Source organism: Nonomuraea sp. CA-143628 (assembly GCF_050942315.1).
Taxonomy (GTDB): Bacteria; Actinomycetota; Actinomycetes; order Streptosporangiales; family Streptosporangiaceae; genus Nonomuraea.
Genome location: NZ_CP192072.1, coordinates 1,924,509 through 1,950,950, shown reverse-complemented (window position 1 = coordinate 1,950,950; position 26,442 = coordinate 1,924,509). Strand labels below are relative to the sequence as shown.

Here is a 26,442-nt window from a genome sequence, read left to right as displayed (position 1 = left end):
ACGGACTCAAGAAAATGAGTATCAGTAGGAGGGCAGGCTGGGGTCGACGGTCGCGACCCAGCTGAGCACCCCGCCGCCGACGTGCACCGCGTCGGAGAACCCGGCGTTCTTGACGATCGCCAGCGCCTCCGCCGAGCGCGCGCCCGACTTGCAGTGGAGCACGATGCGCTTGTCCTGCGGCAGCTTCTCCAGGGCCGAGCCGTTGAGGAACTCGCCCTTGGGGATCAGCGTGGCGCCGGGGATGGAGACGATCTCGTACTCGTTGATCTCGCGGACGTCGACGAGGAAGATGTCGTCGCCGTTGTCCTGCATGGTCTTGAGCTCGCGGGCGGTGATCGTGGAGCCCGTCGCGGCCTCGGCGGCCTCGTCGGAGATCGCGCCGCAGAACGCCTCGTAGTCGTCGAGCAGCTCGGTGACCGTCGGGTTCTTGCCGCACAGGACGCACTCGGGGTCCTTGCGGACCTTGACGTCGCGGTACTTCATCTCCAGGGCGTCATAGATCATCAGCCGCCCGACCAGCGGGTCGCCGATGCCGGTGAGCAGCTTGATGGCCTCGTTGACCTGGATGGAGCCGATCGAGGCGCACAGCACGCCCAGGACGCCGCCCTCGGCGCACGAGGGCACCATGCCGGGAGGCGGGGGCTCGGGGTAGAGGCAGCGGTAGCAGGGGCCGTGCTCGGCCCAGAACACGCTCGCCTGGCCGTCGAAGCGGTAGATCGAGCCCCAGACGTACGGCTTGCCGAGCAGCACCGCGGCGTCGTTCACCATGTAGCGCGTGGCGAAGTTGTCGGTGCCGTCGACGATGAGGTCGTAGCCGGAGAAGATCTCCATCACGTTGTCGTTGGTCAGCGCCGTGTTGTGAACGACGACGTTGACCAGCGGGTTGATCTCACGGACCGTGGCCGCGGCGCTCTCGGCCTTCGGCCGGCCCACGTCGGACTGGCCGTGGATGATCTGGCGCTGCAGGTTGGACTCGTCGACGACGTCGAAGTCGATGACCCCCAGCGTGCCCACGCCCGCCGCCGCCAGATACATCAGCGCGGGCGAGCCCAGGCCACCGGCGCCCACACAGAGCACCTTGGCGTTCTTCAGCCGCTTCTGCCCGGCCATCCCCACGTCGGGAATGATCAGGTGGCGTGAGTAGCGGCGCACTTCGTCGACGGTCAGCTCTGCGGCCGGCTCGACCAGCGGTGGCAACGACACTTTCTACGCTCCCGTTCGAGGGGGACTATCCCATCCACCTGTGAAACCTAGTTGGCGAGTGGGGCATTCCCCAAGCGTGTCTCACCGATCAGACGGCGGGCCTCCGCGGCGACCACGCGGGGCGTCTCCATCATCGCCACGTGCCCGGCGCGCGGCAGGAGGACCAGTCTGACTTGCCGGAACGTACGGGCCGCCTTGGCGGCCATGGCGGGGCGCACCAGGCGGTCGTGCCTGCCGTGGATGATCAGGGTGGGCGCCTCGATCAGGGCGGCCTGACGCCACAGGTTCGCCTCGCCGCGGCGGAAGTACTCGGCCACGATGCCCCGGGCCGAGCCGATCATGGCGGCGGCGGCGTGGGGCAGCCCGTCGCGCCTGCGCTGCTCCTCGATCGCGTCGCGCAGCCGTAGCGGATGGACCGCGGCGACGTCCGCCCAGACCATGGCGAAGGAGGACCTGATGCGCTGCTCGGCGGGGATCAGCTGGAGCTTGCCCGCCACCCACTCGCCCAGCCGGGGCAGTGACGCGGCGGCGATGCGCATCGGGCCGTACCTGGGCAGCAGGTCGGGCAGCGCCGGCGAGATGAGGACGAGCGAGCGCACCAGGTCGGGGCGGGTGGCGGCCACCCTGACGGCGACCGCGCCGCCCATCGAGTTGCCGAACAGGTGGGCGGGACCGGTCTCCTCCAGCAGGCCGATCACCGCGCGGGCGTGCGCGGCGATGGTGTAGTCGCCGTTCGCTGGTTCGGGTGAGAATCCCGCGCCGGGCAGGTCTATGGCGTAGCCGGTGACGAGGTCTTTCAGCTCGTCCATGAGGTCGGTCCAATTGGTGGCCGCGCCGGCCAGGCCGTGCACGAAGACCGCCTTCTCGGGGGCGCCTTCGGGGGTCTTCCTCACGTGCACCGACCCGAACATCCGTCCTGGCCAGTGCGGGATCGGTGCTGCTGTCATGCGTCCTCCTCGCCTCCTCCAACGATAACCGCCGTCGTCCTCCAGCCTACATTTCGGATAAATGCTCCTTTATTGGCATTTATCGGCACGCGATTCGCGGCGTTTAGCCGGATTTCTCGACGGGGCCCCCACTTGCGATGCCACCGCCGCGAGCCGGAATCGGGGCAGCCGCAGCGCGGATCACCCACCCCCATAAAACGGACAAATCATTTCATTTCATTTCATAAATGCTTAATGAGAGCAATGAGAGAGTTAGCGTATAGCAAAACACAACTACGGCCGTTTATCCCGCCGGAACGTCGGAAATAAATCAGCACGGATGACGCATTCAATGTCATCCAAGATATTTACCGTTCACTCCGGCAAATATCTGGAACAGGGCAACCGATCCTTTAGGGGGGAATTCAATGCCCAAGTTCAAGAGTGTCATCGCAGGGCTTGTGATCAGCACGGGTATGTCCGGCGGCCTCATCAGCCTCGGCGCCCTGACCACCGCCACCTCCGCCAGCGCCACGACCGCCTCCGCGAGCACCAGCGCCTCCACCTTCTCGTGGGGCTGTGGCCGCCGTTGCGGTGGCTGGGGCGGCTGGGGCGGCTGGGGCCGTCGCGGCGGACACCGCAGTGGCCGGGTCAAGGTCCACATCCACCTGCACAACAACAACCAGAACACCGTGCGCACGGACTCTGACGCCGACGCCAACGCTCGCTCGTTCAACTTCGAGCGTGAGGAAGAGGAGCGCGCTCGTCGCGAGGCTCTCCAGTAACAAATCGGAGACGGCCGATCCGGTCGTCGAGGAGATGGCCAGGCAACCGGTCACCCGGTTGAGTTGAGCTCCGGACGCCACCGGGTGCCTGTGTTCTCAATAAAGGACACAGGCACTCGGAAAAGTCGCCACGCCAACGCGTCCGGGCTCGGCGGGAATTAATTCCCATGGCTTCTTGGGGGAAGCAGTCAAGCGGAATTCCTCCGGCTGAGCCTCCCCCTCCGATAAATGCGGGGCGCCTTCGGCATTTGATGCCGAAGGCGCCTTTGCATTTGTGCCCACCGCCCGACATTTGTGCCCACCGCTCGGCATTTGTGCGCGCTGCCAGAACGGCCCGTGTGCGTACGCCGACGGAGTGCGGTGCCCGGTGCCGGCGGAGTGCGGTGCCGGATCAGGCGGACTTGCGGGCCTTGCGCTTGGGGGCGGCCTTCTCCCCCGTGTCCTTGTCCCCCGCGTCCTTCGACGCCTTGGTGGCCCGCTTGGGCTTGGCGGCATCGCCCGACCGCTCGCGCTTGGCCGCGTCGACGCTCGCCCGCAGCGCGGCCATGAGGTCGACGGCGGGACCCGCCTCCTCCTCGCCCTCCGGCGGCGCGATGACCTCCTTGCCCTCCACCTTGGCCTCGATCACCTGCTGCAGCGCCTCGCGGTAGGCGTCGTGGTGCTCGGTGGCGTCGAAGTCCGCCTTCATCGTGGTGATGAGCGACTCGGCCATCTTGAGCTCCTGGGCCCGTACCTCGATGTCCTCTTCGAGGAACCCGAAGTCGGGCACGCGGATCTCGTCCGGCCAGTACATGGTCTCCAGCACGAACACCCCGTCACGCACCCTGAGCGTGGCCAGCGACTCCCGCTGCCGCAGCGCCACCTTGACGACCGCGACCTGCCCCGAGCTCTCCAGGGCGTCGCGCAGCAGCACGTACGGCTTGTCGCCCTGGCCGTCCGGTTCCAGGTAGTACGACTTGGCGAAGTAGATCGGGTCGATCTGGTCGGCCGGCGTGAACTGGAGGACGTCGATCCTGCGCGAGGTGCTGAGCGGCAGATCCTCGAAGTCCTCGTCCGTCAGCACCACGATCTCTCCGGTGGCCAGTTCGTAGCCCTTGGCGATGTCGGAGTAGGGGACCTCTTCGCCGTCGACCGTGCACACGCGCTTGTAGCGGATCCTGCCGCCGTCCTCGCGGTGTACCTGGTGGAAGGTCACGTCCTTCTGCTCGGTCGCGGAGTAGAGCTTCACCGGGATCGTGACGAGGCCGAAGGAGATCGCCCCTTTCCAGATGCTGCGCATGGGCACTCCTCAGCTCTAGCGGGCTCGCCCTATGGGCACATACCCGTCATGGTGCAACCAATGCCATACCCCATCGAACCAATGCTCGCCGTGCCCGGACAGCTACCGGAAGATCACGAGCGGTATGGCTTGGAGGTCAAGTGGGATGGCATCCGCGCCATCCTCCACCTGGACCGTGAACTGAAGGTGACGGGAAGGCACGGAGTCGAGTACACCCGCCGGTATCCCGAAATTTCGGGGTTCGGGGTGAAGAATGCGGTGATCGATGGCGAGGTGGTCGCGCTCGATCCCCGAGGGCGGCCCAGCTTCGTCCGGCTGCAGCATCGCATGCATCTCACCGACCCGGAAGAGGTGATGCTGGAGCTGTATCCGGTCACGTACCTGCCGTTCGACCTGCTCTACCTCGACGGCACCACATTGCTGGACCTGCCGTACCGCGACCGGCGCAGCCTCCTCGACGAGCTGGACATCGGCGCCCCGCCGTACTTCCCGGGAGATTCCGACCTGCTCGCCGCCACCCAGGAGCAGGGCCTCGAAGGCGTCGTCGCCAAGCGGCTCGACTCGCCGTACCGGCCGGGCACGCGTTCGCCGTCGTGGATCAAGGTGAAGCACCTCAGCACCAGGGACGTCGTGGTCGGTGGCTGGAAGCCCGGCAAGGGCCGCAGGTCGGGCGGGATCGGCTCGCTGATCATGGGCGTGTTCACCGAGCACGGCCTGACGTACGTCGGTCACGTCGGCACCGGCTTCACCGAGGCCGTGCTCGACCAGCTCCACGCGTTCCTGAGCCCGCTGGAGATCCCGCGCAGCCCCTTCCAGAACGTCGTCCCGTGGCGCAACCGCTGGGTTAGACCCGAGCTCGTCGGGGAGGTGGCCTACACGATGTGGACCGACGATCTGCGGCTGCGCCACCCGGTGTGGCGCGGGCTGCGCCCGGACAAGCTCCCTTCGGAGGTGACACTGTGACCCCAGCGAAGGTCCCGGTGCGGGTCGACGGGCGGCAGCTGGTGCTGACCAACCTGGACAAGGTGCTCTATCCCGAGGTCGGCTTCACCAAGGCCGAGGTGATCGACTACTACAGCCGCGTCGCCCCCGCGCTCCTGCCGCACCTGGAAGGCAGGCCGCTCACCGTCAAGCGCTACCCGAACGGCGTGACCGGCCAGTCCTTCTTCGAGAAGAACGCCCCCGACCACACCCCGGACTGGGTCAGGAGGGCCACCCTGCCCGTGCCTGGCAGCACCAAGAACCGCGACGAGATCGACTTCGCCGTGATCGACGGCCTGCCGTCGCTCGTCTACTACGCCAACCTGGCGGCCCTGGAACTGCACGTGCCCCAGTGGCGGGTGTCCGGCGACGGCGAGGCGCTGCCGCCCGACACACTCGTGTTCGACCTCGACCCCGGGGCTCCGGCGACCATCGTCGAGTGCTGCCGGGTGGCCCTCATGCTGCGCGAGGTGCTGCGCGCCGACGGCCTCACCGCACGGCCGAAGACGAGCGGGAACAAGGGCATGCAGCTGTACGCGGAATGGGACGGCCGCGAGGAGCCCTCGGCGTACGCCAAGAGGCTGGCCCAGATGCTGGAGAAGGCCCACCGCGACCAGGTGGTCAGCTTGATGACCAAGAAGGCGCGCCCCGGCAAGGTGTTCATCGACTGGAGCCAGAACAACCCGGCCAAGACCACGGTCGCCCCCTATTCACTGCGGGCCGGGCCACGGCCCACGGTCTCGACGCCGCTGCTGTGGAAGGAGGTCGAGGGCTGTGAGCATCCGGAGGAACTGGTGTTCACGACACACGACGTACTGGCCAGAGTCGAGGAGCACGGCGACCTTTTCGGTCAGGCGTAGTCTGGTTCCGTCCGCACCTAGAAGGGGACTGCAATGTCGGAGATGGACGTACGTGGGGACGACCTCCCCTTCGACGAGATGGAAGAGCTGTCGATCGAGGCCCCCGAGGCCGACGCCGCCGAGCAGCACCGTGACGTGCGCGACGCGGAGGGCGAGACCCCGCTGGAGGTCGATCCGGCCGACGCCGCCGAGCAGTATCGCGAGGTGGACCTCGATGATGACGACTATCGCTGATGAGTCGTTGAGTCGCACGTAGGATGTCCGAACAGCCGACTCGGAGCCCCATGGAGACCAGCGTGACCGCAACCCCGGACGCCAAGCCCCGGGGCACTCGGCTGCCCCGACTAGCCCGCCGCCGGCAGCTGCTCAGCGCCGCGCAGGAAGTGTTCGTGGAGAACGGCTATCACGCGGCCGCCATGGACGAGATCGCCGATCGGGCCGGAGTCAGCAAACCCGTCCTCTACCAGCACTTCCCCGGCAAGCTGGAGCTCTACCTCGCGCTGCTCGACCTGCACGTGGACGACATGGTCAACCGCTGCCGTGAGGCGCTGGCCTCCACCCACGAGAACAAACTCCGCGTCCAGGCCACGTTCAGCGCGTTCTACTCCTTCGTCTCCACCCAGGGCGAGGCGTTCCGGCTCGTCTTCGAGTCCGACCTGCGCAACGTGGCGCCGGTGCGCCAGCGGGTGGAGCGCTCCCTGCGCGAGTGCGCCGAGATGGTCAGCGCGGTGATCCAGGAGGACACCGGCTGCACCAGCGACGAGGCCCACCTGCTCGGCGTCGGACTGGTCGGCATGGCCGAGGTGAGCGCCCGCTACTGGGTGACCACGCAGGGCTCCATCCCGAAGGACGCCGCCGAGCAGCTCATGGCCCGGCTGGCCTGGCGCGGCATCAGCGGTTTTCCGCGTACGGCTTAAACCCGTTCGCTGGGCGCGATCATCGGCGTTTCCTGGCCCACCAGCGGCGACGATGGGAGGAGCCAGCCCCGTCGAAAGGGAGCATGATGGAAGTCAAGATCGGCGTACGCTCCGTACACCGCGAGCTCGTTGTCGAGACCGAGCTGTCGTCCGAGCAGGTCGAAGAGGAGATCAGAAAGGCGCTGGCCGCCGATCGCGGCGTCTTCTCCATCACCGACGCGAAGGGGCGGCGCGTGATCGTGCCGGTCGCGTCGATCGGCTTCATCGAGATCGGCGAGGACGAGTCGAGGCCCGTGGGCTTCGGCGGCACTCTCTGACGACTCTCCAGCGACAACGACTCTCCAGCGGCTCAAGACCGACTCAAGCGGGGTGCGGCGACGCCCTCCAGCGGCTTGAGCGAGGATGCGACGCCCTCCAGCGGCTTGAGCGAGGGTGCGGCGGCACACGCCGTACCCTCGCCTGGAGCGGCGCGCAGGGCGCGGGAGCGGTTCAGAGGCCGAGGGCGGCCATCCGCTTGCCGTGCTCCTCGGTCAGCTTGGCGAACAGGCGGGAGATCTGTGCGGGGTCGTCGGCCGCCGGGCCGACCACCAGCAGCGCCAGCTCCGGCCGGGCCGCCGCGACCTGCTGGCCCTGGCTGAGCGCCTCTCCGACGAGCCGTCGCGCCCACAGCGCCAGCCGGCCGCTCACCGCCGGGTCGGCCGCGACCCCGGCCCTGACCCGCTCCACCGCGAACTCCGAGCGGCCCTCGTCCACGAGCACCTCGTCGACCAGCTTCGCGATCGACGGTTCGAGGTGTCTGGCCGCCTCCCGGTAGAAGTCGAGCGCGATGCCCACGCCCACGTACGCCTTGACCAACGCCTGCAACCAGTCGGCCGGAGCTGTCTGGGTGTGCCAGGCGTCCAGCGCCTCGACGAACGGCGACATCGACCGCTCGGGATCGGCGCCGAGTTCGGTCAGCCTGTCGCGCAGGAGACGGAAGTGGGCATATTCGGCTACGGCCAGCTCGCTGAGCGCGGCCTGATCGGCCAAGGAGGGGGCCAGGGAGGCCGCGTCCTCGGTCATCCGCGCGAAGGCGCTGAGCTCGGCATAGGCCAGCACACCGAGCAGATCGACGACTCCTGGAGACTCGTTCATGGAAGGCAGCGTACTTCGGGAACATTCGGAAACTCGGCCAACGTTGTGGTATCGAGTACACTGCTCTGTGAAAGTGCGACCGCACTGTGTTAATTCGGGGGATTTCCCCGTTAACCCCCCGCTCCCGGGTCTGCGGTCGCGATGACGCGAGAGGGCTGGCTCTACCGCGAGGACCCAGGCACGGGGTTTGTTTTCCGCCCGTCGGTCCCGGCAGGCCCGCCTTCATTTGAGACTGAGGCAGGCCACGCTGACGACTTTCCGAGACCTCGGAGTCACACCAGAGATCGCTGATGCCCTCGAGACCGAGGGCATCACCACACCGTTCCCCATCCAAGAGATGGCACTCCCGCTCGCGCTGAGCGGCCAGGACCTGATCGGTCAGGCACGCACAGGCACGGGAAAGACCTACGCGTTCGGCATCGCGATGCTCCAGGGCATCGGCAAACCGCGTAAGAACCGTAAGAAGCCACGCGGGCTGGTCGTCGTGCCCACCCGCGAGCTGGCCGTACAGGTCAGCGAAGACCTCGTCACCGCGGCCGGCAAGCTCGGCTCGCGGGTCCTGACCGTCTACGGCGGCCGGGCGTACGAGCCGCAGGTCGAAGCGCTCAAGGCCGGCGTCGACGTCATCGTCGGCACCCCCGGCCGCCTGCTCGACCTGGTCAAGCAGAAGCACCTCGACCTCAGCCAGATCACCTCGCTGGTGCTCGACGAGGCCGACCGCATGCTCGACCTGGGCTTCCTGCCCGACATCGAGCGGATCTTCAAGCTGATCCCCGAAGAGCGGCAGACCATGCTGTTCTCGGCGACCATGCCCGGCGAGATCGTCGCGCTTTCGCGCAAGTACCTCAACCGGCCCACGCACGTGCGGGCCGAGCACGAGAACGGCGAGGGCGGCGAGGGCATCCCGCACCCGCAGGTACGCCAGATCGTCTGGCGCGTCCACCGCATGGACAAGATCGAGATCGTCGCCCGGCTGCTCCAGGCCGAGGGCCGCGGGCTCACCATGGTCTTCTGTGAGACCAAGCGGGCCTGCGACATGGTCGCGGAGCAGCTCGAGACGCGCGGCTTCGCGGTCGCGGCCGTCCACGGCGACCTCGGCCAGGGCCAGCGCGAGCAGGCTCTGCGCGCGTTCCGCAGCGGCAAGATCGACGTGCTGGTCGCCACCGACGTGGCGGCGCGCGGCATCGACATCGACGACGTCACCCACGTGGTCAACTACGACTGCCCCACCGAGGACAAGACGTACGTGCACCGCACCGGCCGCACCGGCCGGGCCGGGCGCACGGGCATCGCGGTCACGTTCGTGGAGTGGGAGGAGCTGACCCGCTGGAAGATGATCAACCAGATGCTCGGGCTCGACTTCGCCGAACCCGAGGAGACCTACTCCACTTCGCCGCACGTCTTCACCGAGCTCAACATCCCCGAGGGCACCAAGGGCGTCCTGCCGCACGCCAGCCGTTCGCGGGCGGGCCTGTCGGCGGAGCGCATCGAGGACCTCGGCGAGACCGGCAGGACCCGCACGCGCAACGGCGGCCGTCGCCGTGACGAGCGCCGGGACGAGCGCGAGGAGCGTCCGGCGCGCACGCCGCGCCAGCGCCGCCGCACCCGCGGCGGCATGCCCACGGAAGAGGGCACCGCACCCGTCCAGACGCCGGAGGTCGAGCCTGTGCCCAGTCGCTCCAGCAAGGCGAGCGCCCGAAAGACGGAGGAGACACCCGCCATCATCTCAGCCGACGAGATCGAGGCGGCCGCCGAGCCGCGGCGCGGTCGCACTCGCAGGGGGGCCGCGACGGCCGCCATCGAGAACGCCCTCGCCGGCGCCCCGGAGGCCCCGCTCACCGAGCGCGAGCCGGTCACCGAGCAGAAGCCGGCCCGCAGAGCGGCCCGTGCGTCGACCCGTGAGCCGGTCGCTGAGCAGGTTGCGGAGCCGGTCGCTGAGCCGGTCGCTGAGCAAGCTCAGGTCAGCGAGCGCAGGCCGGCCCGTACGCGCAAGTCCGCCGCCGGGCGCGGACAGGTCGTCGAGCAGGCTCCCACCGTGGAGCGGATTGTGGAGGAGCAGGTCGTGGAGGAGCGGGTCATGGAACGTGCACCGATCGCCGAGCCGAGCTTCCTGTCCACGCCGCAGCCCGCGGCGCGCCAGGAGCCGGAGCGGATCGTGCCGGCCAGCCCGTTCATGGTGATCTTCCAGTCACCCGACCTGGCCACGGACGACGACGACATCGCCCCGTCCGCGGCCACCGAGCGCAAGCAGCAGCGCCGCCAGCCGCGTGGCGGCGGTAACAACGGCGGCGGTGGCAACCGCCGTCGCGCCGGCTAAGAGCTGCCGGCAGACGCAGGCAGCTCAAAGCCGACAGACGCAGGCACCTGATAAACGCAGGCGCGCACCGCATCCCGCGGTGCGCGCCTGCGCCGTTTCGCACCAGCGTGGGGAGTATGCCGGTGTCGAGGCGCTGACCTCTGGGTATTGTTGCCTCACGTGAGTACGCCGCGCTTCCTCGACCTGCCTCCTGGCGTTGCACCACAAAAGATAGAAACGTCCCAGGGCACCTTCGCGGCCCTTGAGGCGCTTCCGGTCAGTGGTGTGGTGGAGCGCTGGCCCGCGCTCCTGGTTCCCGGTCTGACCGGCAGCAAGGAAGACTTCATCGCGATCCTGCAGACCCTGGCCCAGTCTGGCCGCCGGGTGGTGGCCGTCGACCTGCGCGGGCAGTATGAGACGCCCGGCCCTGACGACCCCGCCGCCTACTCGTTCGCCGCGCTCGGCGCCGACGTCGATCTGCTGGCCCAGACGCTCAGCGGCGGCGAGCCGATGCACCTGGTGGGGCACTCTTTCGGCGGCCTGGTCGCGCGTGAGGCGGTCATCGACGGCCGGACGAAGTTCGCCTCGTTCACGCTGATGAGCTCGGGGCCGTCCGGCATCGTGGGCGAGCGGGCGCGCAGCGGCAAGACGATCATGAAGGAGCTCCCCACTCTGGGGCTCGAACACCTCTGGTCCACGAGGTTCGAGCCCGAGGCGCTGGCCAACGGCGTGCCCGACGAGATCATCGCCTTTCTTCACAAGCGCCTGCTGGCCAACTCCCCCACCGCGCTGTCGCGCATGGCCGAGCAGGTGCTGGCCGCGCCCGACCGTACCGACGAGCTCAGGCAGATCGAGGTGCCCACCCTGGTCCTCTACGGCGAGCGCGACGACGGCTGGCCGGCCGAGCTGCAGTCGGAGATGGCGGCCCGGCTGGAGGCGGAGTGCGTGGTGCTGCCCGGCGCGGCCCACTCGCCGGCCGTGGAGGCTCCGGAGACCACGGCCACGGCGCTGGTCCGGTTCTGGAACGCCGCGGAGCACCAGCAATTGGACATTCGATCCAATGATCTGTAACGATGTACTTACTATGACGAGCATCGAAGATATCGTCGTCCAGCCGCCGCACAGCGTGACCTGGCTGGTGCACCTCGACCGCTCCATGTGGGTCGGCGGCGTGCGCGGCTTGATGCTCCAGGCGCTGCATCCCCTCGCGATGCGCGGCGTCTGGCAGAACTCCAATTTCCAGGAGGACCCGTTCGGCCGCCTGCGCCGCACCGCCGACTTCGTGGGCCGCGTGACGTTCGGCAGCCCGGCCGAGGCCGACGAGATCGGCCGGCGGGTGCGCGGCATCCACAAGAGCCTGCGTGTCAGCGACCCCGACACCGGCCGGACACACCGGGTGGACGACCCCGAGCTGCTGCTCTGGGTGCACTGCGCGGAGGTCTCGTCGTACCTGGAGGTGGCCAGGCGCGGCGGGCTGGGGCTCACCGAGCGCCAGGCCGACGCCTACCTGCGGGAGCAGCGAAAGAGCGCCTCCTATGTGGGCCTGCACCCCGAGGACGTGCCCGGCTCGTGCGCGGAGATGGACGCCTACTTCAAGCGGGTACGTCCCGCGCTGCGCGTCACCGAGGAGGCCGCCGCGGCCGTGCGGTTCCTGCTGTGGCCGAGGCTGCCGCAGGAGTTGCGGGCGCTCACGCCGGGCAAACCCGCCTATTTCCCGTTCGGCGCGCTGTGCTACTACTCGCTGCCGGAGTGGGCCAGGCGGATGTACGGGGTGCTGCCGGCGGTGCCGCGGGCCACGGTGACGGCCGGGCTGAGAGCGTTCCGGCTGGCCATGAACTCCTTGCCCGAGCCGCTGCACGACCACGCGTTCATGCCGGCGACCAGGGAGATGCTGCGGGCCGCCCGCGAGCGGCTCGCCGGCGTCGGCTACGACACCGGCAAGGGGCTCAGGGGGCTGACCGATCCGCGCCGCCGGCCGAAGGCGCTGGCCGCCTGACGGTCTCCGTGCCGCCGCCGACCGTTGGCGCCGGTCGCCTGAAGGTCCATGTGCCGCCGCTCGCCAGGTCGTCGAGGAGATGGTGGTCGGGTGACAGGCGGCAGGCCGGGTCGGTGCGGCTCGCGTCGCCGGTGAGCGCGTACGCCTGGCAGCGGCAGCCGCCGAAGTCGAGCTCCTTGCGCGGGCAGCTCGCGCAGGGCTCGCCCATCCAGTCGGTGCCCCGGTAGGCGTTGAAGGCGGGCGAGTGCTCCCAGATCCAGCCGATCGAGTGGTCACGGGCGTTCGGCAGCTCCAGGGGCAGGGCGTAGGCCGCCGGGCAGGGCAGCACCCGGCCGTCGGGCGCGACGGTGATCGAGATCGCGCCCCAACCGCCCATGCAGGGCTTCGGCACGCCGTCGAAGTAATCGGGAATCACCCAGATCAGCTCAACATCCGTCTTTTCCCGATATTTCGTGACTGTGGCCTCGGCGCGGGCGAGTTGCTCCCTGGTGGGCAGCAGCGCGGTCCTGTTGAGCAGCCCCCACCCGTAGAACTGGGTGTTGGCCAGCTCGATGCGCTCCACGCCCCACGCCAGCCCGAGCTCGATGATCTCGCCGACGGCGTCGAGATTCTCCCGGTGCAGCACCACGTTGAGCCCGAACGGCAGCCCGCTCGCCGCCACGGCGTCGGCGGCCCGCTCCTTCCACGCGAACGAGGCGACTCCGGCGATCCGGTCCGACTCCGCGCTCGTCGCCGACTGGACCGATAGCTGCACGCTGCGCAGTCCCGCCGCGGCGAGTTCGCCGAGCCGCCGTTCCGTGAGCCCGACGCCGCTGGTGACGAGCTGGGTGTAGACGCCCTCCCCCGCGGCCGCCGCCACGATCGCCGCCAGATCCGGCCTGAGCAGCGGCTCGCCGCCGGACAGATGGGCGTGCACGACGCCGAGCGCCGCCGACTCGGCGAACACCCGCTGCCACTCACCGGTGCTCAGCTCACTCGACCTGGCCGCCAGCTCGGTCGGATTGGAGCAGTATGGGCAACGCAGCGGGCACGCGTGCGTGAGCTCGGCCAGCATGGCCCAAGGAGCGCTCACCGCACCCACCCCTCGGCGCGCACCCGGTCGAGGAACTCCACCACGTCGGCCTCCGCACCCTCGGGAAGCTCGGCGACGATGTCGGCCACGGTCCGCTCGCCGTCGCAGAGGCCGACGATGGCCGCCGCCTCCTCGTTCAGTACGACGATCCGCTCGGGCACGATCAGCAGGTCGGCCTGCCGTACCGGATCGTGGCGGAGCATGGCCGCGCGGGACAGCACGGGGCGCCAGGTGGCCGACGCTGTCGCGGGGCCGGTCGTCGGCGCTGTTGTCGGCTCGGCCGTCGGGCCGGTCGTCGGCTCGGTCATCGGTAGGCCCCGTCCACCGCGTCGAGCAGCGCCCACAGCACGTCGCACTTGTAGCCGAGCGCCGCAATGGCCCTCTCCTGGTCCGTACGGGTCCGCGCCCACTCCTGGACCAGGGCCAGTGCTTCGCCGCTGTCCTGGCGGCCCTGAGAGACGCGTACGCGGAAGTAACGCAGCCCCTCGGGGTCGATCCACGGGTAGTGCCGCTCGAAGGCGGCGATCCGGGTGCGCATCAGGTCCGGCGCGAACAGCTCCGTCAACGAGGCGGCCACGGCTTCGAGCGCGGAGCCGTTGCGGCACAGGTTCACGTAGCCGTCGACGGCCAGCCGCACGCCCGGCAGCACGCCCTCGCCCGACAGCAGCAGGGCCCGGTCCAGTCCGGCCGCCTCGCCGAGCCGCAGCCACCGCTCGATGCCGCCCTCGCCCGGCGCGCCGCCGTCGTGGTCCTGGATCCTGCGCAGCCACGTCCTGCGCAGCTCGGGCGTGGCCAGCTTGGCGAGGATGAACGCGTCCTTGATCGGGATGTGCCGCTGGTAGTGGAAGCGGTTGAGTATCCAGCCCCGCAACTCGTCACGGGTCAGCTCGCCGGCGTGCATGCGCTGGTTGAAGGGGTGCAGGTGGTGGTAGCGCTTCTCCGGTACGGCACGCAGCTCGGCCTCGAAGCCGTTCACAGGTCGATCACCATCCCGTCGGCGGCCACCTCGATCCCCAGCTCGGCGAGCACCTTGTGCTGCTCGGCCGCCGGGTCCACGAGGGGGTTGGTGTTGTTGAGGTGGGTGTACAGGCGACGGCCCGGCAACCGGGACAGGCGCTCCATGGTCGCCTCTATCGGGAGGTGGCCCATCTGGGTGGCGGTCTTCGCCGAGATCCCGGTACGGCGGGGCTCTTCGTCGTCCCAGAACGTGCCGTCGATGATGACGCACTCGGCCTCGTCCAGCGCTTCGGGCCACACGCCCATGGCGGGCGCGTACACCACGGCTCCTCCCATCAGGCGCAGGGCGGAGACCCAGTCCGGAGCCTCCGGGGAGTCGGCGTACCGGGGGCGCTTCGCCGATATCGGGATGAGGTCGGCGTCGGCCCAGGCGATCCGTACGTACGGGCGGAGGATGTCGGCGAAGGAGCTCAGCGCCTGCCGTACCACCGGGGTGCAGCGGACCTCCAGCTCGTCCGCCTCCCTGAGCCTGAGCAGGCCGATCGTATGGTCGAGCTCGGCGTCTGTGAGGATCACGCCCTTCAGCGGCGACTCGCGCGGCCCCGGGCCCGGGCGCAGCCACGCGCACGCCTCGATCTGCTCGGCGATGTCGGGCGTGGCGTTGACGACGTAACACCCGTCGTCCTGTTGTACGGCCAGGCTGGCGTGGCGTCTGCGGCGACCCGGATGAGCGCGTGCCCCGGAGCAGCCAGGGCACGCGCAGTTCCACTGGGGCACGCCGCCACCGGCCGCGGTGCCGAGCACCTGCAGTCGCATGGCGGTGCCCGGTTACCTGGTGGCCAGGAAGTAGGCGGTCATCTCCATCGACGCCTCGACGACCTGGTAGTCGGGCTTGTGCCAGGTCATCTCCTCGCCGCGGGCCCTGACCTTCTTCTCATGGATCCTGCGTGGTTGCGTCTTGCCCTGTTCCTTCGGCTGGGACATGCGCACCTGCCTTCCATAGGGGTTACACCAGATATGACCGCCTTGGAAGCTTTGCGTCAATGGCTGAGATCGGAGCTATGCCCTGAGATTTCTCCCTATTGCTGGTTTTTAGCTCTTTTGGCAAGATTCTTCATCCGATGTCTCGACGGGGATGATAAATCCGGCGAGCAGGATGAGCGTCGAGGCCGTGACCATGACCCAGCCGCTGGGGGCCATGGTCTCGGGGGCGTACAGCACGCCCGTGATCGAGGCGGCGGTCGCGGCTCCGATGTACCGCGAGGCCTGGAAGAGGCCCACGGCCAAGCCGGTTTCGTTCCGGTCGGCGTGTACGAACACCAGCGAGTTCAGGCCGAACTGGCTGAACGCGGACGCCAGGCCGATCAGCGACGTGATCACCAGCACCACCCCGACGGGCCCGACGAAGAACATGACGCACGACCCCGTCAGCAGCAACCCCGCGCTCACCAGCAGCACGACCCGCATCCCCACACGCGCGGCCACCGCCACCGCCACCGGCGTCATGAGGACCGCCGACACGGCCATGGGCAGGACCAGCAGCCCCGCGAGGTGCGGCGGCAGCCCGGCCGAGCGCTGCGCCCAGAGCGGCACCATGAGGAACGCCAGATAGAACACCACGTTGACCATCGCGAACACCCCGTAGGTGGCCAGCAGCGCCGGCTTCGGCCTGGGCAGCCACGCCTGCCGCCGCCGCACGGGGGCCACCTTGGGCAGCCAGCGCAGCGCCGGTACGAGCGCCACCGCCGCGAGCGGGACGTTGACCAGGAAGATCGCCCGCCACCCCCACAAGCTGACCAGGAACCCCGCCAGCACCGGCCCGGCGGCGGCGCTGGCCGTCAGCACCATCGAGATCAGCGCGATGACGCGGGGCGCCGGCCGCCCCTTCTCCGCCGTCGCCGTGATGATCGCCATCCCGGCCGGGAGCGTCGCGCAACTCCCGAACGCCTGCAGCAGCCGGGCCACCACCAGGACGGGATAGGAGGGGGCCAAGGCGGCAAGGGCGCCGGTCAGGCCCACCATGACCAGCCCGCCGCAGAACACCCGCCGGGGACCGAACCGATCGGCCAGCGCGCCCATCAGGGGCGGCACGGCGACGGCGGTCAGGTAGAAGCCCGCGGCCAGCCAGGTGACGGCGACGACGCCGACGCGGAACTCCGTCTCGATGCGGGCCAGGGCTATGGCGATCATGGAGGAGTTCAGCGGGTTGAACAGGGCACCGAGCGCCACCGCCACCGGCAAACGCCCCACCCGACCCACTATCCGACCATAACCGGATGTCTCACCATGGTCACCCGGCCGGAGGCGTCGGCCAACCACCGACCGAGTGTGTAGGTGTTATTCGGCCAGGCCCTCCCAGGGGCGGTGCTCGGGTGCGGCGGCCAGACCTTCGGGGCAGTGGCGCCGGAAGTCGCACCAGCCGCAGATCGGGCCGGGGCTGGGGGCGAACATCGCGTCCAGCTCGGCTGACACCGCCGGGGGCCCGACATGCGGCCGATCCTTGGGACCACCCGCCTCCCGGGCGGCAGGCCCACCTGCGACCGCCTCAGCGCCGTCCCGGCCAACCGCGCCAGGGCCGCCGGCGGGCGTGCCGGGGGCCGGGCCGCCTGTCGTACCGGATGCTCGGCCGCGGGCGCGTACGGGGCCCGGTGCGCCCATCACCTCGCGGTAGCGTTCGTCGGCGGTGGCGGCCTCGACCGCGACCTCCTCCGCCCGCCCCAGGTGACGCCCGAGGGACTCGTCCGTGTGGCGCCATTCGACGATCTCGCCGGTCGGCAGGTGGTGCAGCTCGACCGAGTGGCACGGCGTGCGCATCATCCTGGAGGCCGCGATCGCGTAGACGGCCAGCGCGAGCGAGGACCGCGCGTCGTCCTGGGTGAGGGGCCGCCGTCCGGTCTTGTAGTCGACCACGACCAGCTCGTCGCCCCGCCGGTCGAGCCGGTCGATGCGGCCGGACACGGCGATGACCTTGGTGCGCGTGGCCACCGTACGCTCGACGCCGACCGGATCATCCGACGGATCCAGTGTGCCGACATATCCGGACACGAGGTCGCGGGCGCGCCCGAGCCACTGCGCCGACTGCTCGGCGTCCCTGAACCCCTCGGTGATCCACCCGTTGCTCAGCAGGATGGCCGCCGTCAGCGGCGTCCGCCGCTCATAGGGCTCGCGCCACCAGGCCGCCAGCGCGTTGTGCACGCTGGCTCCGACACTGTTGTGCGCCCACCCCGGCCCCTTGGACGGCTGCGGCCGGTCGAGGTAGGTGAACCGGTAGCGGCGACGGCAGTCGAGCCAGGCGTTCAGCCGCGACGGCGTACACGAATAGAGCCGTCGCGGCATCCCTTCCAGCGGCAGCTGGTCATACACCCCGGCCGTCACCCGGATCGAGCCTGATCCCGGCGGCCTTGGTGCCGTCGGTCAGCGGGCCCTCGTCCGCGTCGTCCGACTCGATGATGCGCCACTCGCCGAAGTGCGGCTCCAGGTCGCCGACCGTCACCTCGTCGCCGTGTGCGGCCAGCACCCGCGTCTCGGGGGGCAGCGTGAACAGCCGCGCCCCGATCGCGTTGAGCTGGAAGTTGAGGTCGGGGTATTCGCCGCCGATCTTGCCGGGCCCGTCGGCCTGCAGCGTCTCGCCGCTGAAGACCACCCCGAGCGCCTCGCAGTAGAGCGAGACCCCGCCGGGCGTGACGCCGGGCGTATCCATGACGTCGAGCCGGACGTCGGCCACCTCGAAGATGCCGTCGTCCTCCATGTCGATGTCGGGCCAGGTCTGCGACCAGGTCTCCCGCCAGAGGGGCTTGTCCTTGGGGTGGAGGGCGATCACCGCCTCGTCCCTGCTGGCCACCTCGATGGCCGCGCCGACGTGGTCAGGCAGACCGTGGGTGCAGATCACGGCGAGCACCTCTCGCTCGCCGACCTTCTCCAGGATCTTGTCGGCGTCACGCGCCGGGTCGATCACGATCACCTCGTCATCGTCGCCGATGATCCAGATGTTGTTCTCGACCTTGTGCTCGGTGCCGTCGACGTCGACGACACCCTCGCTCACCACTCGCTCGATACGCGCTGTCACGCCTCCGCACTCTAGTCCGTCTGAGTGACAGAGCGAATCTCGTCGACGGCGCCGCATGCGTACGGACTACTCCAGCCTCGGTGAGAAGGCGCCGAAAGGCAGGTCGAGCTCAAGGTCACGCAGGTCGTGAAGGCTCAGCTCGGCCAGCGCGATGAGGCACCCGGCCTCGGCGGGCCAGGCGATCGTCCACAGCCAGTTCCCCATCGCCTCGCCCGCGTAGACGGCCCGGTCGGCGCCCGCGCCCACGCACCACAGCGCGGTCGGATGCCCGAGCACCACGATCTTCGCGTTCGGCGGCCCGGAGTCGAACCCCTCACCGGGATCGGGCCCGCCCAGCCCCGCGAACGCCGCCCCCAGCCCGACGCCGGGCTCCTCCGCGATGACCAGCAGATCGGCGGGCCCTCGCGTCAGCGAAGGGCCGCACAGCGCGACCACGCTGGCCCGGCCCCCCGTACGCTCGTCGCCTGCCTCCGCGAACCCGGTGACGAGCCAGCCGGGCGGCAAGGGCCACGGCAGCCAGACGGGCACCATCGAGCTCTTCCGCATCGTCTCGACCGCCCTGGAGGACGGGGGCCAAGGTGGCTGGTAGGGCAGGACATCACCGTGCGCGTCACATCGCCAGGCGCTCGACCACGCACTTGGCCCGTGAAGTGAACCAAAACACCGTGGGCAGGTTGGAACCGCTCTCACAGCTACTCACGCTGCGTCCTCGGGCACCACCCCGTCAAGGCCGCATGCTGTTGTCCAGCCGTAATCTTGACCATGTGCGCGTAAATTGCGTGGGCGCCATCATCGGCGACGCCTCGGGCCGGCTCCTGCTGATCAAGCGCGGTCACCCGCCGGGCGCGGGCCTGTGGTCGATCCCGGGCGGCCGGGTGGAGACCGCCGAGACGGACGCCGAAGCCCTGCGCCGCGAGGTCCTGGAGGAGACCGGCCTGGTCGTCACGATCGGCCCTCTCGTGGGCACCGTGGACCGTCCGGGGCCGGGCGGCGTGACGTACGAGATCCGCGACTACCGCGCCACGGTCACGGACGGCACGCTCGCGGCGGGCGACGACGCCGCGGACGCCCGCTGGTGCTCACGGGAGGACCTGGTACGGCTGCCGCTCACGGACGGCCTGCTGGAGGCGCTGACGTCCTGGGAGGCGCTGCCGGGACAGGCGTCCAGAGCCGATCCATCGGCATGACGTAGAGCCGGTCGTCGTGGCGGAACGACTGCTGACCGAGATTGAGCAGCACGCCCGCGACGAAGCTCGACCCGAGCCGCTCCCTGAGCAGCCGCAGCCCCTGAAAGTCCTTCTCCTCGATCGACGACTTGGCCTTCACCTCCACGCCGACGACCGATCCCTCCTGCGACTCGATGACGAGATCGACCTCCCGCTGATCCCGTGTGCGGAAGTGGCTGAATTCGACCAGTTCCTCCGACCAGCCCGCCTGCTTCATCAACTCGTTCACGGCGAAGGTCTCCACGACCCGGCCGAACTCGGTGAGAGTGGCGGGATCGCGCCGGTCCAGCTTCCTGCGCGTGATGCCCAGGAGGTGCGCGGCCAGCCCGCTGTCGATCAGGTGGATCTTCGGCGACCTGGCGACCTTGCTGGCCAGCGTACGGCCGAACGCCTCCAGCCGGTGGGTGAGGAAGACCGCTTCGAGCAGGGCGACATAGTCACCCACGAGACGTTGATCGAGCCCGACGGCGGCCGCGATGTCCGCCATGTTCACCGTGCTGGAGGTACGGGCGGCCAACTGGCGCATGATGATGGGCAGCACTTGGCGCTGCCGTACCTTGCGGATCTCCAGCACGTCCCGCTCGATCACCATCGAGACGAAGTCGCGGAACCAGGATCCGCGTTCGCTTTCCGGCATGCCCAAGGCGACCGGGAAACCACCGGCGAGTATCGCGGCCTCGTATTCGGCGCGCGACGTACGCGACGGCACAGACGTCAGGAGGCTCTCCGGATCGGTGAGCACAGCGTCCAAGAAGGTCTCCCGATGACCGCTGAGCTCGCCTTGGGACAGCGGCCAGATGGTCATGACATGCGCTCGACCCGTCAATGCCTGCCCGAGACGGGGTAGCGCGCTATAGCGCGTGGAGCCTGTGAGGATGAACCGACCCGGTCGCAAGTCGCGGTTGAGCTCAGCCTTGATCGCCGAAAGCATCTCGGGCACATGCTGGAATTCGTCGATGCATACCGGTTCGAGCGGGATGGTCGCGAAATGACCTGGGTCGGCGTCCGCAGCACGCCTGACCGAGACGTCGTCGAGGTCGATGACCGGGACGTCCTGCAGGCGCGCGCAGGCGCTCAGTAGCGTGCTCTTTCCGACAGTGCGCGGCCCCGTCAGTACAACGACGGGCCGACTGGCAAGCCGCCGACAGATCACCGTCTTCAGATGCCGGTCTACGAGGGCGTCCGAATCCATCGGCCTACCCTCCTGAACTGGCATAACTCTGGACTGTCCCTAGTTTTATATCAGGATCGTCCCCACTTTTATGCGGGATCTGTCCCTAGTTTTATGCGGGATCTGTCCCTACCTCGTCAGCCGCGCAGTTCTTCTCGGTGGTCGCTCCCGCGCAGACCGGCCAGCGCCACGGCGCTGACGACACAGGCCGCCACCACGTAGTAGGCCGGGATGTCGACGTCCTTGGTCGTCTTGATCAGCTCCGTGATGATCAGCCCCGCCGACCCGGAGAAGACCGCGTTCGACAGCGAGTACGCCAGCCCCAACCCCGTGTAGCGGACCGTGGTCGGGAACATCTCCGCCAGCATCGCGGGCCCCGGCCCCGCCATCAGGCCGACCGCCACTCCGGCCACCAGTACGGCCAGCCCCTTGGCCCAGCTGGGAGCGCCGGGGTCCTGGAGCAGGTTCAGCAGGGGGAAGGCGAGCACGATGACCGAGATCGCCCCCGCCAGCATGACCGGCCGCCTGCCGACCCGGTCGCTCAGCACGCCCGCCGGGATGATCGCCAGCGCGAAGCCCAGGTTGGCCAGCACCGTGGCGACCAGTGCCTGCTGGAAGGTGGCGTTCAGCGTGGTCTGGAGGTAGGAGGGCATGACGACCAGGAACGTGTACCCGGCGGCCGACCAGCCCATGAGCCGCCCGATCCCCAGCACGATCGCCTTGGTCACCTCACCGGCGCTCGGCTTCGTGAGCGGTCCCGCCGTACGCGCCCGTTCGAACGACGGCGTCTCCTCAAGCCGCAGTCGCAGCCAGAGCGCCACGAGACCGAGCGGGAGGGCCAGCAGGAACGGCACCCGCCATCCCCAGTCCGCCAGGTCCTGCTCCGGCAGCGCGGTCGCGAGCACGGCCGCCGCGCCTGCTCCCCCGAGCAGCCCCAGCGCCACGGTGAACGACTGCCACGACCCGTACAGCCCACGCCTGCCACGCGGTGCGAATTCCGTCATGACCGAAACCGCGCCCCCGAACTCCCCGCCGGCCGACAGCCCCTGCACGATCCGGACGAGCGTCAGCAGCCACGGGGCCGCCGCGCCGATCGTGGCGTAAGTCGGGAGTACGCCGATGAGCGTCGTGGCGCCAGACATGAGCAGGACGACCAGGATGAGCAGGGGCTTGCGGCCGATCCGGTCACCGAGGCGCCCGAAGAGCGCGGCGCCGAGTGGACGGAAGAAGAACGCCAGAGCGAACGAGGCGTACGTCTTGACCAGCGCTTCCATGTCGCTCGCGCCGTCGGGGGTGAAGAAGTTGGCGGCGATGATGGTGGCGAAATAGCCGTAGACGCCGAACTCGTACCACTCGATGAAGTTGCCGACCGAGCCGGCGATCAGGGCCCGGCGGGAGCGGGCGGGGTCGGTGTGCTGGGGGTCGGGGGCCGTCGCCGTCATGTGGTGACCTTTCGGCTGTCCGGTATGACGACAAGCTTCATAGACGTCTATGAGTGTGTCAATTACCTTCAGCAGGCCGCCTAAAGCAGTTGCGATCAGGACGTTCGGGGCGACAGGCTGCCCGGATGATCGAATTGCAGGAGCTGTCGGCTGATGACTGGGCCCTCTGGCGAGAGCTTCGGCTCGTCGCGCTCGAGGAGGCGCCGAACGCGTTCGGAGTCCCGCTCTCGGAATGGCAGGGCGACGGCGACCGGGAGGAGCGGTGGCGGGACCGTCTGAGCATCCCCGGCTCGCGGGACCTGATCGCCCTGCTCGACGGCAAGCCTGCGGGGATGGCCAGCGGCATCCCGGACGAGCGGGACGGCGTGACCGAACTGATCTCGATGTGGGTGGCTCCGGAGGCGCGGGGGCGAGGGGTCGGCGATCACCTGATACGCGCCGTTGCGGCGTGGGCCGTGGAGGTGGGGGCGGAGGTCCTTGAGCTGTCGGTCGATCCGGGCAATGAGAAGGCGATCGCGCTGTATCGGCGGCACGGGTTCGAGGACACTTCGCAGCTCGGAGACGAGCCGCCGAACGGGCTGCCGAAGCTGGTGATGGAGAAAAAGCTCGCCTCCAGAGGTGACGCTGACGACTGAACAACTCCAGCCCCTCTCCGCGCCGAGTACCGGAAGCGCGCCCGCTCGACACTCGGCGCGGAGACTGTTACCGCTTGCTACCGCTGCGGCAGGTCTGCCGTCGTGGCGCAGTACCGGGCTGTGTCCTGCTCAAGGCTCCACCGCTCGAAGCCCGCCTTCTCCAGCACTCGGATCGAGGGCGGGTTCGACAGCTCCACATTGGCGTACACGGTGTGCACACCCGGTGCGGTGAGGGCGTGCGCCGTCATGGCCCGGGTGGCCTCGGGGGCGTAGCCACGGCCGCGCCGGGAGGCCACGATGCCGTACCCGAGCTCCAGGGTGCCGTCGCCGGGCGGCCAGAACAGGCCGATCGAGCCGACCACCAGGCCGCTTTCGCGCTCGATGACCTGCCGGTGGCCGTACTCGCCCAGCCACGCGGGATGCTCGGCGAAGAGACCCGCGATGACGCCGTCGCCCTCGGCGGGGAAGTCCGCCGCCCAGTGCGTCTGCCTGGTGCCGTTCAGGACGGCGGCGGCCTCGCCGTCGGTCCATACCCGCAGGATGAGGCGGGCAGTGGTCAGATCGGGGTGGGTCGGTGAAGGGGAAGATGACACGTGTGACTCCTGGTCGTTTCGTACGACCCGGACCGCGCTAGCTTCGCGCGGGCCGGACAAGGGCATGCTGATGAGGGCTGCTGGCAGCCATATTCATCAACCTCCCTCGTCACACGGCGATCACGCGCCCTTCGCGCAGGCGCGATGTTATCGACGGGTCGGCGGGTCGGGCAAATCGTTGTCAAAGACGTCGCGAAGGGAGACTTCGATGTCTGAACTGCGTACCTGGCTCACCGGCCTCGGACTGCTCGAGGCGCCGCGTTGGCACGACGGCCGCCTGTACTTCTCCGACTGGACCGCGCACGAGGTGATCGCGCTGGACCTCGACGGCAAGCACGAGGTCGTGGCCCGGGTGGAGTCGATACCCCTCTGCACGGCCTGGCAGCCCGACGGGCGGCTGGTGATCGTCGATTCGGCGCGGGCGCTGCTGCTGCGTATGGAACCCGACGGTTCGCTGGTGACCCACGCCGACCTGGCCGGCGTCGGGCAGGGCTGGAACGACATCGTCATCGACGGCCGCGGCAACATCTACGTCGACCGCGCGGGCTTCGACATGCTCAGCGGCGGGGAGTTCGCTCCCGGAGCCGTCACACATGTCGGCCCCGACGGCTTGGCACGTGACGTGGCCGACGGCATCTCGTTCCCCAACGGGCTGGCCGTGACGCCGGACAACGCAACGCTGATCGTCGCCGACTCGTACGGCAGAAGGCTCATGGGGTACGACATCGGGCCTGACGGCAGCCTCGCGAACGGCCGGGTGTGGGCCGACCTCGGAGACGGCGTCCCCGACGGGATCTGCGTCGACGCCGAGCACGCCGTCTGGTACGCCGACGTGCCCAACCGGCAGTGCGTACGCGTCCGCGAAGGCGGAGAGAAGGTGCGGACCATCCAGCTCGACCGCGGCGCCTTCGCCTGCGAACTCGGCGGCGCGAACCGCTCGACGCTCTTCATCGTGGCCGCGGAGTGGCGCGGCATGCCCGAGATGGTGCCACCCGGAACCGGCCAAGTCCTCTCCACCGAGGTCGAGGTCCCCGGCGCCGGCTGGCCGTAGAGCGGCTCCCGGCGGCGGACCGCCGGGCAGCCTACGTTGTATCCGCGCACGCCCTCAGTTACCTGCCGACCGCGCTATCTGCCGGCCGCCAGTTATATGGCGACCCGCCGGAACAGGGCAGCCAACAGGAAGGGAACGCCGAAGGCGGGCGCGTCGGCCGCCTGCTCCTCCATAGGTCGCAACTCGATCTCGGTGTAGTCCGAGAAGATCCAGCGCAGCGCCTCAGGCGTATAGGCCAATCCTCCGTGCAGACGACCCTGGCGATAGAACTCCTCGTCCGGCAGCTCGGAGCCCATGGCACCGGCGGCGAAACAGGTGAGGCCAAGATGACCGCCGGGGGCGAGCAGACGGTCCAGCAGGTTCAGATAGCTCACCCGGCGGTGCGGCGGCAGATGGTGGAGGCAGCCGGAGTCATAGACCAGGTCGTAGTGCCCAGGCGGCAGGCCGACGGAGAAGATGTCGCCGCAGTGGAAGCGGACCTCGACACCCGCCTCGCGGGCCCGCTCCTGGCCCCAGGTCACGGCGGCCGGGGAAAGATCGACGGCGTCCACCTCGAACCCGAGCGAGGCGAGGTGAACGGCGTTGCGCCCTGGTCCGCAGCCGAGGTCCAGGGCTCGTCCGGGGGCGAGCAGGCCGCGATCGAGGTAGGACACGAGGCTCTCGTCCGGCTTGTCGACGAAGAAGGGGATCGGCGAGGAGCGGTCGGCGTAGAAGTCGTCCCACCAGGAGGAGGCGTTCGGCGTCCATCGGTCGGCATCCGCGGCGAAAAGGCGGTCCAACATGGACAGAACGTCTTCCACGGTGCGGATATCCCGGTTCACTCACGGCCTCCTCAGACCCCGGCCGCCCACGCGATCGGGTCCTTGAATTTTAGCCGCCATAGGCTGCATTTGCCCACGTCAGCGGCCGTTTTCGAGATCGTCCAGCAGCGCCCCAAAGGGCGACAGAGCGACCTGGGGAGCCCGCCGTGCCCTCACCCTTGGAGAGGGCTGTCCTTGCCCGGCAACGCCCGCGTCAGAGGCGCCTATAGGGCTTCTGACGGCCGCCCCAAGGCCCCCTTCTATGGCAGCAGGAGAATTTTTCGCAAGCGTGTCGCCGGCCGACCTCACCGGGCAACGGCGGCCTCAATGCCGTCGAGCAGCCAGGCGAGACCCAGCGTGAAGGCCGAGTCCCAGTCGTCGCCCGCCACCATCGGGCCGTGCTCCGCGAGGCTCGGGTAACTGTCCCTGCTGGTGCGCAAGTGTTCGCGAGCGGCCTGCCGGATGTCCGGGTCGGCGTTCGTCTGCCAGGTCGTCTGCATCAGGGCCGAGCCGACGATGTAGTTGGACAGGCCGTACGCCGCGGCGGTGAGGGATGGCCCGCCGACCCCCGCCTTGATCAGCGTGGAGTACAGGAACTCGCTGCGTGCCAGCACGTTGGGGCCCAGCATCGGCCGGCCCAGCAGCACGGCCGACCAGGGATGCTTCAGCAGGACGGAACGCCACCGGCCGGCCAGTGTGGTGACGGCGGCCCTCCAGTCCGCGTTCTCCTCGGGGATCTCGACCTCCCCAAAGATCATGTCGAGGGTCAGATCCAGGACGTCTTCCTTGGTCTTGACGTGCCAGTAGAGGGTGGTGGAGCCGGTGCCGAGGCGCTGGGCGAGCCTGCGCATGGTCAGCCGGTCGACGCCCTCCCCGTCCAGCAGGGCCATGGCCTCGGCGGCGATGCGCTCCCGGGTGAGCGGTGGCCCTTCGCGGCCCGCCCGCGTGGCCGCCCGCAGCCACACGCCGCCGGCCACCCCCTTGGTCGTTGGTCCTGCCTTGCTCATGTCCACAGACGCAAGTCTAATATTACTGGATCGTTGATCCTGTTC

30 protein-coding genes and 1 pseudogene are annotated in these 26,442 nt (G+C 69.2%); 12 read left to right on the top strand and 19 right to left on the bottom strand.

Translation table 11 applies throughout. The features are described 5' to 3' along the window. Positions 1-21: 21 nt before the first annotated feature. Positions 22-1,203: an adenylyltransferase/sulfurtransferase MoeZ gene (gene moeZ, locus ACQP2T_RS09130; RefSeq protein ID WP_433515732.1), complete on the bottom strand. Its 1,182-nt coding sequence runs from the start codon at positions 1,201-1,203 to the stop codon at positions 22-24. 47 nt (positions 1,204-1,250) lie between these two features. Continuing rightward, complete coding sequence (locus ACQP2T_RS09125; RefSeq protein ID WP_433515731.1) at positions 1,251-2,150, bottom strand: alpha/beta fold hydrolase; 900 nt, start codon at positions 2,148-2,150, stop codon at positions 1,251-1,253. A 407-nt stretch (positions 2,151-2,557) separates the two neighbouring features. Here ACQP2T_RS09125 and ACQP2T_RS09120 point away from each other — a divergent pair, with 407 nt between their 5' ends. After that, entirely contained in the window at positions 2,558-2,914 is a 357-nt protein-coding gene (locus tag ACQP2T_RS09120; RefSeq protein ID WP_357944396.1) for a hypothetical protein, read from the top strand. Positions 2,915-3,305: 391 nt separating this feature from the next. Here ACQP2T_RS09120 and ACQP2T_RS09115 read toward each other — a convergent pair whose 3' ends face one another. Continuing rightward, on the bottom strand, positions 3,306-4,193 hold the full coding sequence (locus ACQP2T_RS09115; protein WP_433515730.1) for a Ku protein: 888 nt from the start codon (positions 4,191-4,193) through the stop codon (positions 3,306-3,308). 60 nt (positions 4,194-4,253) lie between these two features. Between ACQP2T_RS09115 and ligD (ACQP2T_RS09110) the strand changes: the two genes are divergently transcribed. The 5 genes from ligD (ACQP2T_RS09110) (at position 4,254) to ACQP2T_RS09090 (ending at position 7,268) form a co-directional block, all read left to right on the top strand. Continuing rightward, on the top strand, positions 4,254-5,156 hold the full coding sequence (gene ligD, locus ACQP2T_RS09110) for a non-homologous end-joining DNA ligase (RefSeq protein ID WP_433515729.1): 903 nt from the start codon (positions 4,254-4,256) through the stop codon (positions 5,154-5,156). Further along, on the top strand, positions 5,153-6,034 hold the full coding sequence (gene ligD, locus ACQP2T_RS09105) for a non-homologous end-joining DNA ligase (RefSeq protein ID WP_433515728.1): 882 nt from the start codon (positions 5,153-5,155) through the stop codon (positions 6,032-6,034). Before ligD (ACQP2T_RS09110) ends, ligD (ACQP2T_RS09105) begins: the two co-directional genes overlap by 4 nt. Before the next feature lie 33 nt (positions 6,035-6,067). Next, positions 6,068-6,268, top strand: coding sequence for a hypothetical protein (locus ACQP2T_RS09100; RefSeq protein ID WP_358551579.1), 201 nt, complete (start codon positions 6,068-6,070; stop codon positions 6,266-6,268). Between the two features lie 62 nt (positions 6,269-6,330). Next, positions 6,331-6,951, top strand: coding sequence for a TetR/AcrR family transcriptional regulator (locus tag ACQP2T_RS09095; RefSeq protein ID WP_225300629.1), 621 nt, complete (start codon positions 6,331-6,333; stop codon positions 6,949-6,951). Positions 6,952-7,034: 83 nt separating this feature from the next. Then, positions 7,035-7,268: a DUF3107 domain-containing protein gene (locus tag ACQP2T_RS09090; protein WP_357651993.1), complete on the top strand. Its 234-nt coding sequence runs from the start codon at positions 7,035-7,037 to the stop codon at positions 7,266-7,268. 172 nt (positions 7,269-7,440) lie between these two features. Here the strand turns inward: ACQP2T_RS09090 and ACQP2T_RS09085 are convergent, their stop codons facing one another. Beyond that, positions 7,441-8,085 carry a ferritin-like fold-containing protein gene (locus ACQP2T_RS09085; RefSeq protein WP_433515727.1) on the bottom strand — a complete coding sequence of 215 codons (645 nt, stop codon included), beginning with the start codon at positions 8,083-8,085 and terminating at the stop codon, positions 7,441-7,443. A gap of 337 nt (positions 8,086-8,422) precedes the next feature. On the opposite strand from ACQP2T_RS09085, the gene ACQP2T_RS09080 reads away from it, so the two are divergent. The 3 genes from ACQP2T_RS09080 (at position 8,423) to ACQP2T_RS09070 (ending at position 12,377) form a co-directional block, all read left to right on the top strand. Then, the gene (locus ACQP2T_RS09080) at positions 8,423-10,402 is read left to right on the top strand and encodes a DEAD/DEAH box helicase (protein WP_433515726.1); all 1,980 of its coding nucleotides are present in this window, start codon (positions 8,423-8,425) and stop codon (positions 10,400-10,402) included. A gap of 159 nt (positions 10,403-10,561) precedes the next feature. Continuing rightward, positions 10,562-11,452: an alpha/beta fold hydrolase gene (locus tag ACQP2T_RS09075; RefSeq protein WP_433515725.1), complete on the top strand. Its 891-nt coding sequence runs from the start codon at positions 10,562-10,564 to the stop codon at positions 11,450-11,452. Between the two features lie 13 nt (positions 11,453-11,465). Then, positions 11,466-12,377, top strand: a complete 912-nt coding sequence (locus tag ACQP2T_RS09070; protein WP_433515724.1) for an oxygenase MpaB family protein — start codon at positions 11,466-11,468, stop codon at positions 12,375-12,377. Here the strand turns inward: ACQP2T_RS09070 and pqqE are convergent. The 9 genes from pqqE to ACQP2T_RS09025 form a co-directional block, all read right to left on the bottom strand. Continuing rightward, complete coding sequence (pqqE, locus tag ACQP2T_RS09065; protein ID WP_433515723.1) at positions 12,328-13,449, bottom strand: pyrroloquinoline quinone biosynthesis protein PqqE; 1,122 nt, start codon at positions 13,447-13,449, stop codon at positions 12,328-12,330. The two genes, ACQP2T_RS09070 and pqqE, sit on opposite strands and share 50 nt — an antisense overlap. Further along, the gene (gene pqqD, locus ACQP2T_RS09060) at positions 13,446-13,757 is read right to left on the bottom strand and encodes a pyrroloquinoline quinone biosynthesis peptide chaperone PqqD (protein WP_433515722.1); all 312 of its coding nucleotides are present in this window, start codon (positions 13,755-13,757) and stop codon (positions 13,446-13,448) included. Before pqqD ends, pqqE begins: the two co-directional genes overlap by 4 nt. After that, positions 13,754-14,425 carry a pyrroloquinoline-quinone synthase PqqC gene (gene pqqC / locus ACQP2T_RS09055; protein ID WP_433515721.1) on the bottom strand — a complete coding sequence of 224 codons (672 nt, stop codon included), beginning with the start codon at positions 14,423-14,425 and terminating at the stop codon, positions 13,754-13,756. Before pqqC ends, pqqD begins: the two co-directional genes overlap by 4 nt. Beyond that, on the bottom strand, positions 14,422-15,222 hold the full coding sequence (gene pqqB, locus ACQP2T_RS09050) for a pyrroloquinoline quinone biosynthesis protein PqqB (RefSeq protein ID WP_433515720.1): 801 nt from the start codon (positions 15,220-15,222) through the stop codon (positions 14,422-14,424). Before pqqB ends, pqqC begins: the two co-directional genes overlap by 4 nt. A gap of 12 nt (positions 15,223-15,234) precedes the next feature. Continuing rightward, on the bottom strand, positions 15,235-15,390 hold the full coding sequence (pqqA, locus tag ACQP2T_RS09045; protein WP_433515719.1) for a pyrroloquinoline quinone precursor peptide PqqA: 156 nt from the start codon (positions 15,388-15,390) through the stop codon (positions 15,235-15,237). Positions 15,391-15,498: 108 nt separating this feature from the next. Next, positions 15,499-16,656, bottom strand: coding sequence for an MFS transporter (locus ACQP2T_RS09040; RefSeq protein WP_433515718.1), 1,158 nt, complete (start codon positions 16,654-16,656; stop codon positions 15,499-15,501). A gap of 87 nt (positions 16,657-16,743) precedes the next feature. Continuing rightward, positions 16,744-17,742, bottom strand: a complete 999-nt coding sequence (locus ACQP2T_RS09035; RefSeq protein ID WP_433519743.1) for a RecB family exonuclease — start codon at positions 17,740-17,742, stop codon at positions 16,744-16,746. Positions 17,743-17,761: 19 nt separating this feature from the next. Next, positions 17,762-18,472, bottom strand: a complete 711-nt coding sequence (locus ACQP2T_RS09030; RefSeq protein ID WP_433515717.1) for an MBL fold metallo-hydrolase — start codon at positions 18,470-18,472, stop codon at positions 17,762-17,764. A 66-nt stretch (positions 18,473-18,538) separates the two neighbouring features. Next, a complete protein-coding gene (locus ACQP2T_RS09025; RefSeq protein ID WP_433515716.1) occupies positions 18,539-19,162 on the bottom strand; it encodes a DUF6758 family protein in 624 nt (207 codons plus the stop codon). A gap of 74 nt (positions 19,163-19,236) precedes the next feature. Here ACQP2T_RS09025 and ACQP2T_RS09020 point away from each other — a divergent pair, with 74 nt between their 5' ends. Further along, positions 19,237-19,659, top strand: a complete 423-nt coding sequence (locus ACQP2T_RS09020) for an NUDIX hydrolase (protein WP_433515715.1) — start codon at positions 19,237-19,239, stop codon at positions 19,657-19,659. On the opposite strand, the gene ACQP2T_RS09015 is transcribed toward ACQP2T_RS09020, so the two are convergent. The 3 genes and pseudogenes from ACQP2T_RS09015 to ACQP2T_RS09005 form a co-directional block, all read right to left on the bottom strand. After that, positions 19,580-20,503 carry an ATP-binding protein gene (locus tag ACQP2T_RS09015; protein ID WP_433519742.1) on the bottom strand — a complete coding sequence of 308 codons (924 nt, stop codon included), beginning with the start codon at positions 20,501-20,503 and terminating at the stop codon, positions 19,580-19,582. The two genes, ACQP2T_RS09020 and ACQP2T_RS09015, sit on opposite strands and share 80 nt — an antisense overlap. Positions 20,504-20,530: 27 nt before the next feature. Continuing rightward, positions 20,531-20,890, bottom strand: a pseudogene (locus tag ACQP2T_RS09010) (AAA family ATPase); the annotation flags it as partial. A gap of 116 nt (positions 20,891-21,006) precedes the next feature. Continuing rightward, entirely contained in the window at positions 21,007-22,311 is a 1,305-nt protein-coding gene (locus ACQP2T_RS09005; RefSeq protein ID WP_433515714.1) for an MFS transporter, read from the bottom strand. Between the two features lie 125 nt (positions 22,312-22,436). On the opposite strand from ACQP2T_RS09005, the gene ACQP2T_RS09000 reads away from it, so the two are divergent. Further along, positions 22,437-22,946, top strand: coding sequence for a GNAT family N-acetyltransferase (locus tag ACQP2T_RS09000; protein WP_433515713.1), 510 nt, complete (start codon positions 22,437-22,439; stop codon positions 22,944-22,946). 77 nt (positions 22,947-23,023) lie between these two features. Here ACQP2T_RS09000 and ACQP2T_RS08995 read toward each other — a convergent pair whose 3' ends face one another. Further along, positions 23,024-23,539 (bottom strand): GNAT family N-acetyltransferase, encoded by a 516-nt coding sequence (locus ACQP2T_RS08995; RefSeq protein WP_433515712.1) that lies wholly within the window; start codon positions 23,537-23,539, stop codon positions 23,024-23,026. Positions 23,540-23,747: 208 nt separating this feature from the next. Here ACQP2T_RS08995 and ACQP2T_RS08990 point away from each other — a divergent pair, with 208 nt between their 5' ends. Then, entirely contained in the window at positions 23,748-24,590 is an 843-nt protein-coding gene (locus ACQP2T_RS08990; RefSeq protein ID WP_433515711.1) for an SMP-30/gluconolactonase/LRE family protein, read from the top strand. Between the two features lie 92 nt (positions 24,591-24,682). Here ACQP2T_RS08990 and ACQP2T_RS08985 read toward each other — a convergent pair whose 3' ends face one another. Together ACQP2T_RS08985 and ACQP2T_RS08980 are read right to left on the bottom strand one after the other, a co-directional pair. After that, positions 24,683-25,372, bottom strand: coding sequence for a class I SAM-dependent methyltransferase (locus ACQP2T_RS08985; protein WP_433515710.1), 690 nt, complete (start codon positions 25,370-25,372; stop codon positions 24,683-24,685). Positions 25,373-25,695: 323 nt separating this feature from the next. Beyond that, positions 25,696-26,397 carry a TetR/AcrR family transcriptional regulator gene (locus ACQP2T_RS08980; protein ID WP_433519741.1) on the bottom strand — a complete coding sequence of 234 codons (702 nt, stop codon included), beginning with the start codon at positions 26,395-26,397 and terminating at the stop codon, positions 25,696-25,698. Positions 26,398-26,442 lie beyond the last annotated feature (45 nt).

Coding starts and splice junctions, on each gene's coding strand:
- pqqA (WP_433515719.1), bottom strand. CDS start 15,390: ATGTCCCAGCCGAAGGAACAGGGCAAGACGCAACCACGCAGGATCCAT.
- pqqD (WP_433515722.1), bottom strand. CDS start 13,757: ATGACCGAGCCGACGACCGGCCCGACGGCCGAGCCGACAACAGCGCCG.
- ACQP2T_RS08985 (WP_433515710.1), bottom strand. CDS start 25,372: ATGTTGGACCGCCTTTTCGCCGCGGATGCCGACCGATGGACGCCGAAC.
- ACQP2T_RS09015 (WP_433519742.1), bottom strand. CDS start 20,503: ATGACCATCTGGCCGCTGTCCCAAGGCGAGCTCAGCGGTCATCGGGAG.
- ACQP2T_RS08980 (WP_433519741.1), bottom strand. CDS start 26,397: ATGAGCAAGGCAGGACCAACGACCAAGGGGGTGGCCGGCGGCGTGTGG.
- ACQP2T_RS09005 (WP_433515714.1), bottom strand. CDS start 22,311: ATGACGGCGACGGCCCCCGACCCCCAGCACACCGACCCCGCCCGCTCC.
- ACQP2T_RS09090 (WP_357651993.1), top strand. CDS start 7,035: ATGATGGAAGTCAAGATCGGCGTACGCTCCGTACACCGCGAGCTCGTT.
- ACQP2T_RS09125 (WP_433515731.1), bottom strand. CDS start 2,150: ATGACAGCAGCACCGATCCCGCACTGGCCAGGACGGATGTTCGGGTCG.
- ACQP2T_RS09120 (WP_357944396.1), top strand. CDS start 2,558: ATGCCCAAGTTCAAGAGTGTCATCGCAGGGCTTGTGATCAGCACGGGT.
- ACQP2T_RS09035 (WP_433519743.1), bottom strand. CDS start 17,742: ATGCCGCGACGGCTCTATTCGTGTACGCCGTCGCGGCTGAACGCCTGG.
- ACQP2T_RS09115 (WP_433515730.1), bottom strand. CDS start 4,193: ATGCGCAGCATCTGGAAAGGGGCGATCTCCTTCGGCCTCGTCACGATC.
- ACQP2T_RS09080 (WP_433515726.1), top strand. CDS start 8,423: ATGGCACTCCCGCTCGCGCTGAGCGGCCAGGACCTGATCGGTCAGGCA.
- ligD (WP_433515729.1), top strand. CDS start 4,254: ATGCCATACCCCATCGAACCAATGCTCGCCGTGCCCGGACAGCTACCG.
- ACQP2T_RS08990 (WP_433515711.1), top strand. CDS start 23,748: ATGTCTGAACTGCGTACCTGGCTCACCGGCCTCGGACTGCTCGAGGCG.
- ACQP2T_RS09085 (WP_433515727.1), bottom strand. CDS start 8,085: ATGAACGAGTCTCCAGGAGTCGTCGATCTGCTCGGTGTGCTGGCCTAT.
- ACQP2T_RS09000 (WP_433515713.1), top strand. CDS start 22,437: ATGATCGAATTGCAGGAGCTGTCGGCTGATGACTGGGCCCTCTGGCGA.
- ACQP2T_RS09070 (WP_433515724.1), top strand. CDS start 11,466: ATGACGAGCATCGAAGATATCGTCGTCCAGCCGCCGCACAGCGTGACC.
- ACQP2T_RS09100 (WP_358551579.1), top strand. CDS start 6,068: ATGTCGGAGATGGACGTACGTGGGGACGACCTCCCCTTCGACGAGATG.
- pqqB (WP_433515720.1), bottom strand. CDS start 15,222: ATGCGACTGCAGGTGCTCGGCACCGCGGCCGGTGGCGGCGTGCCCCAG.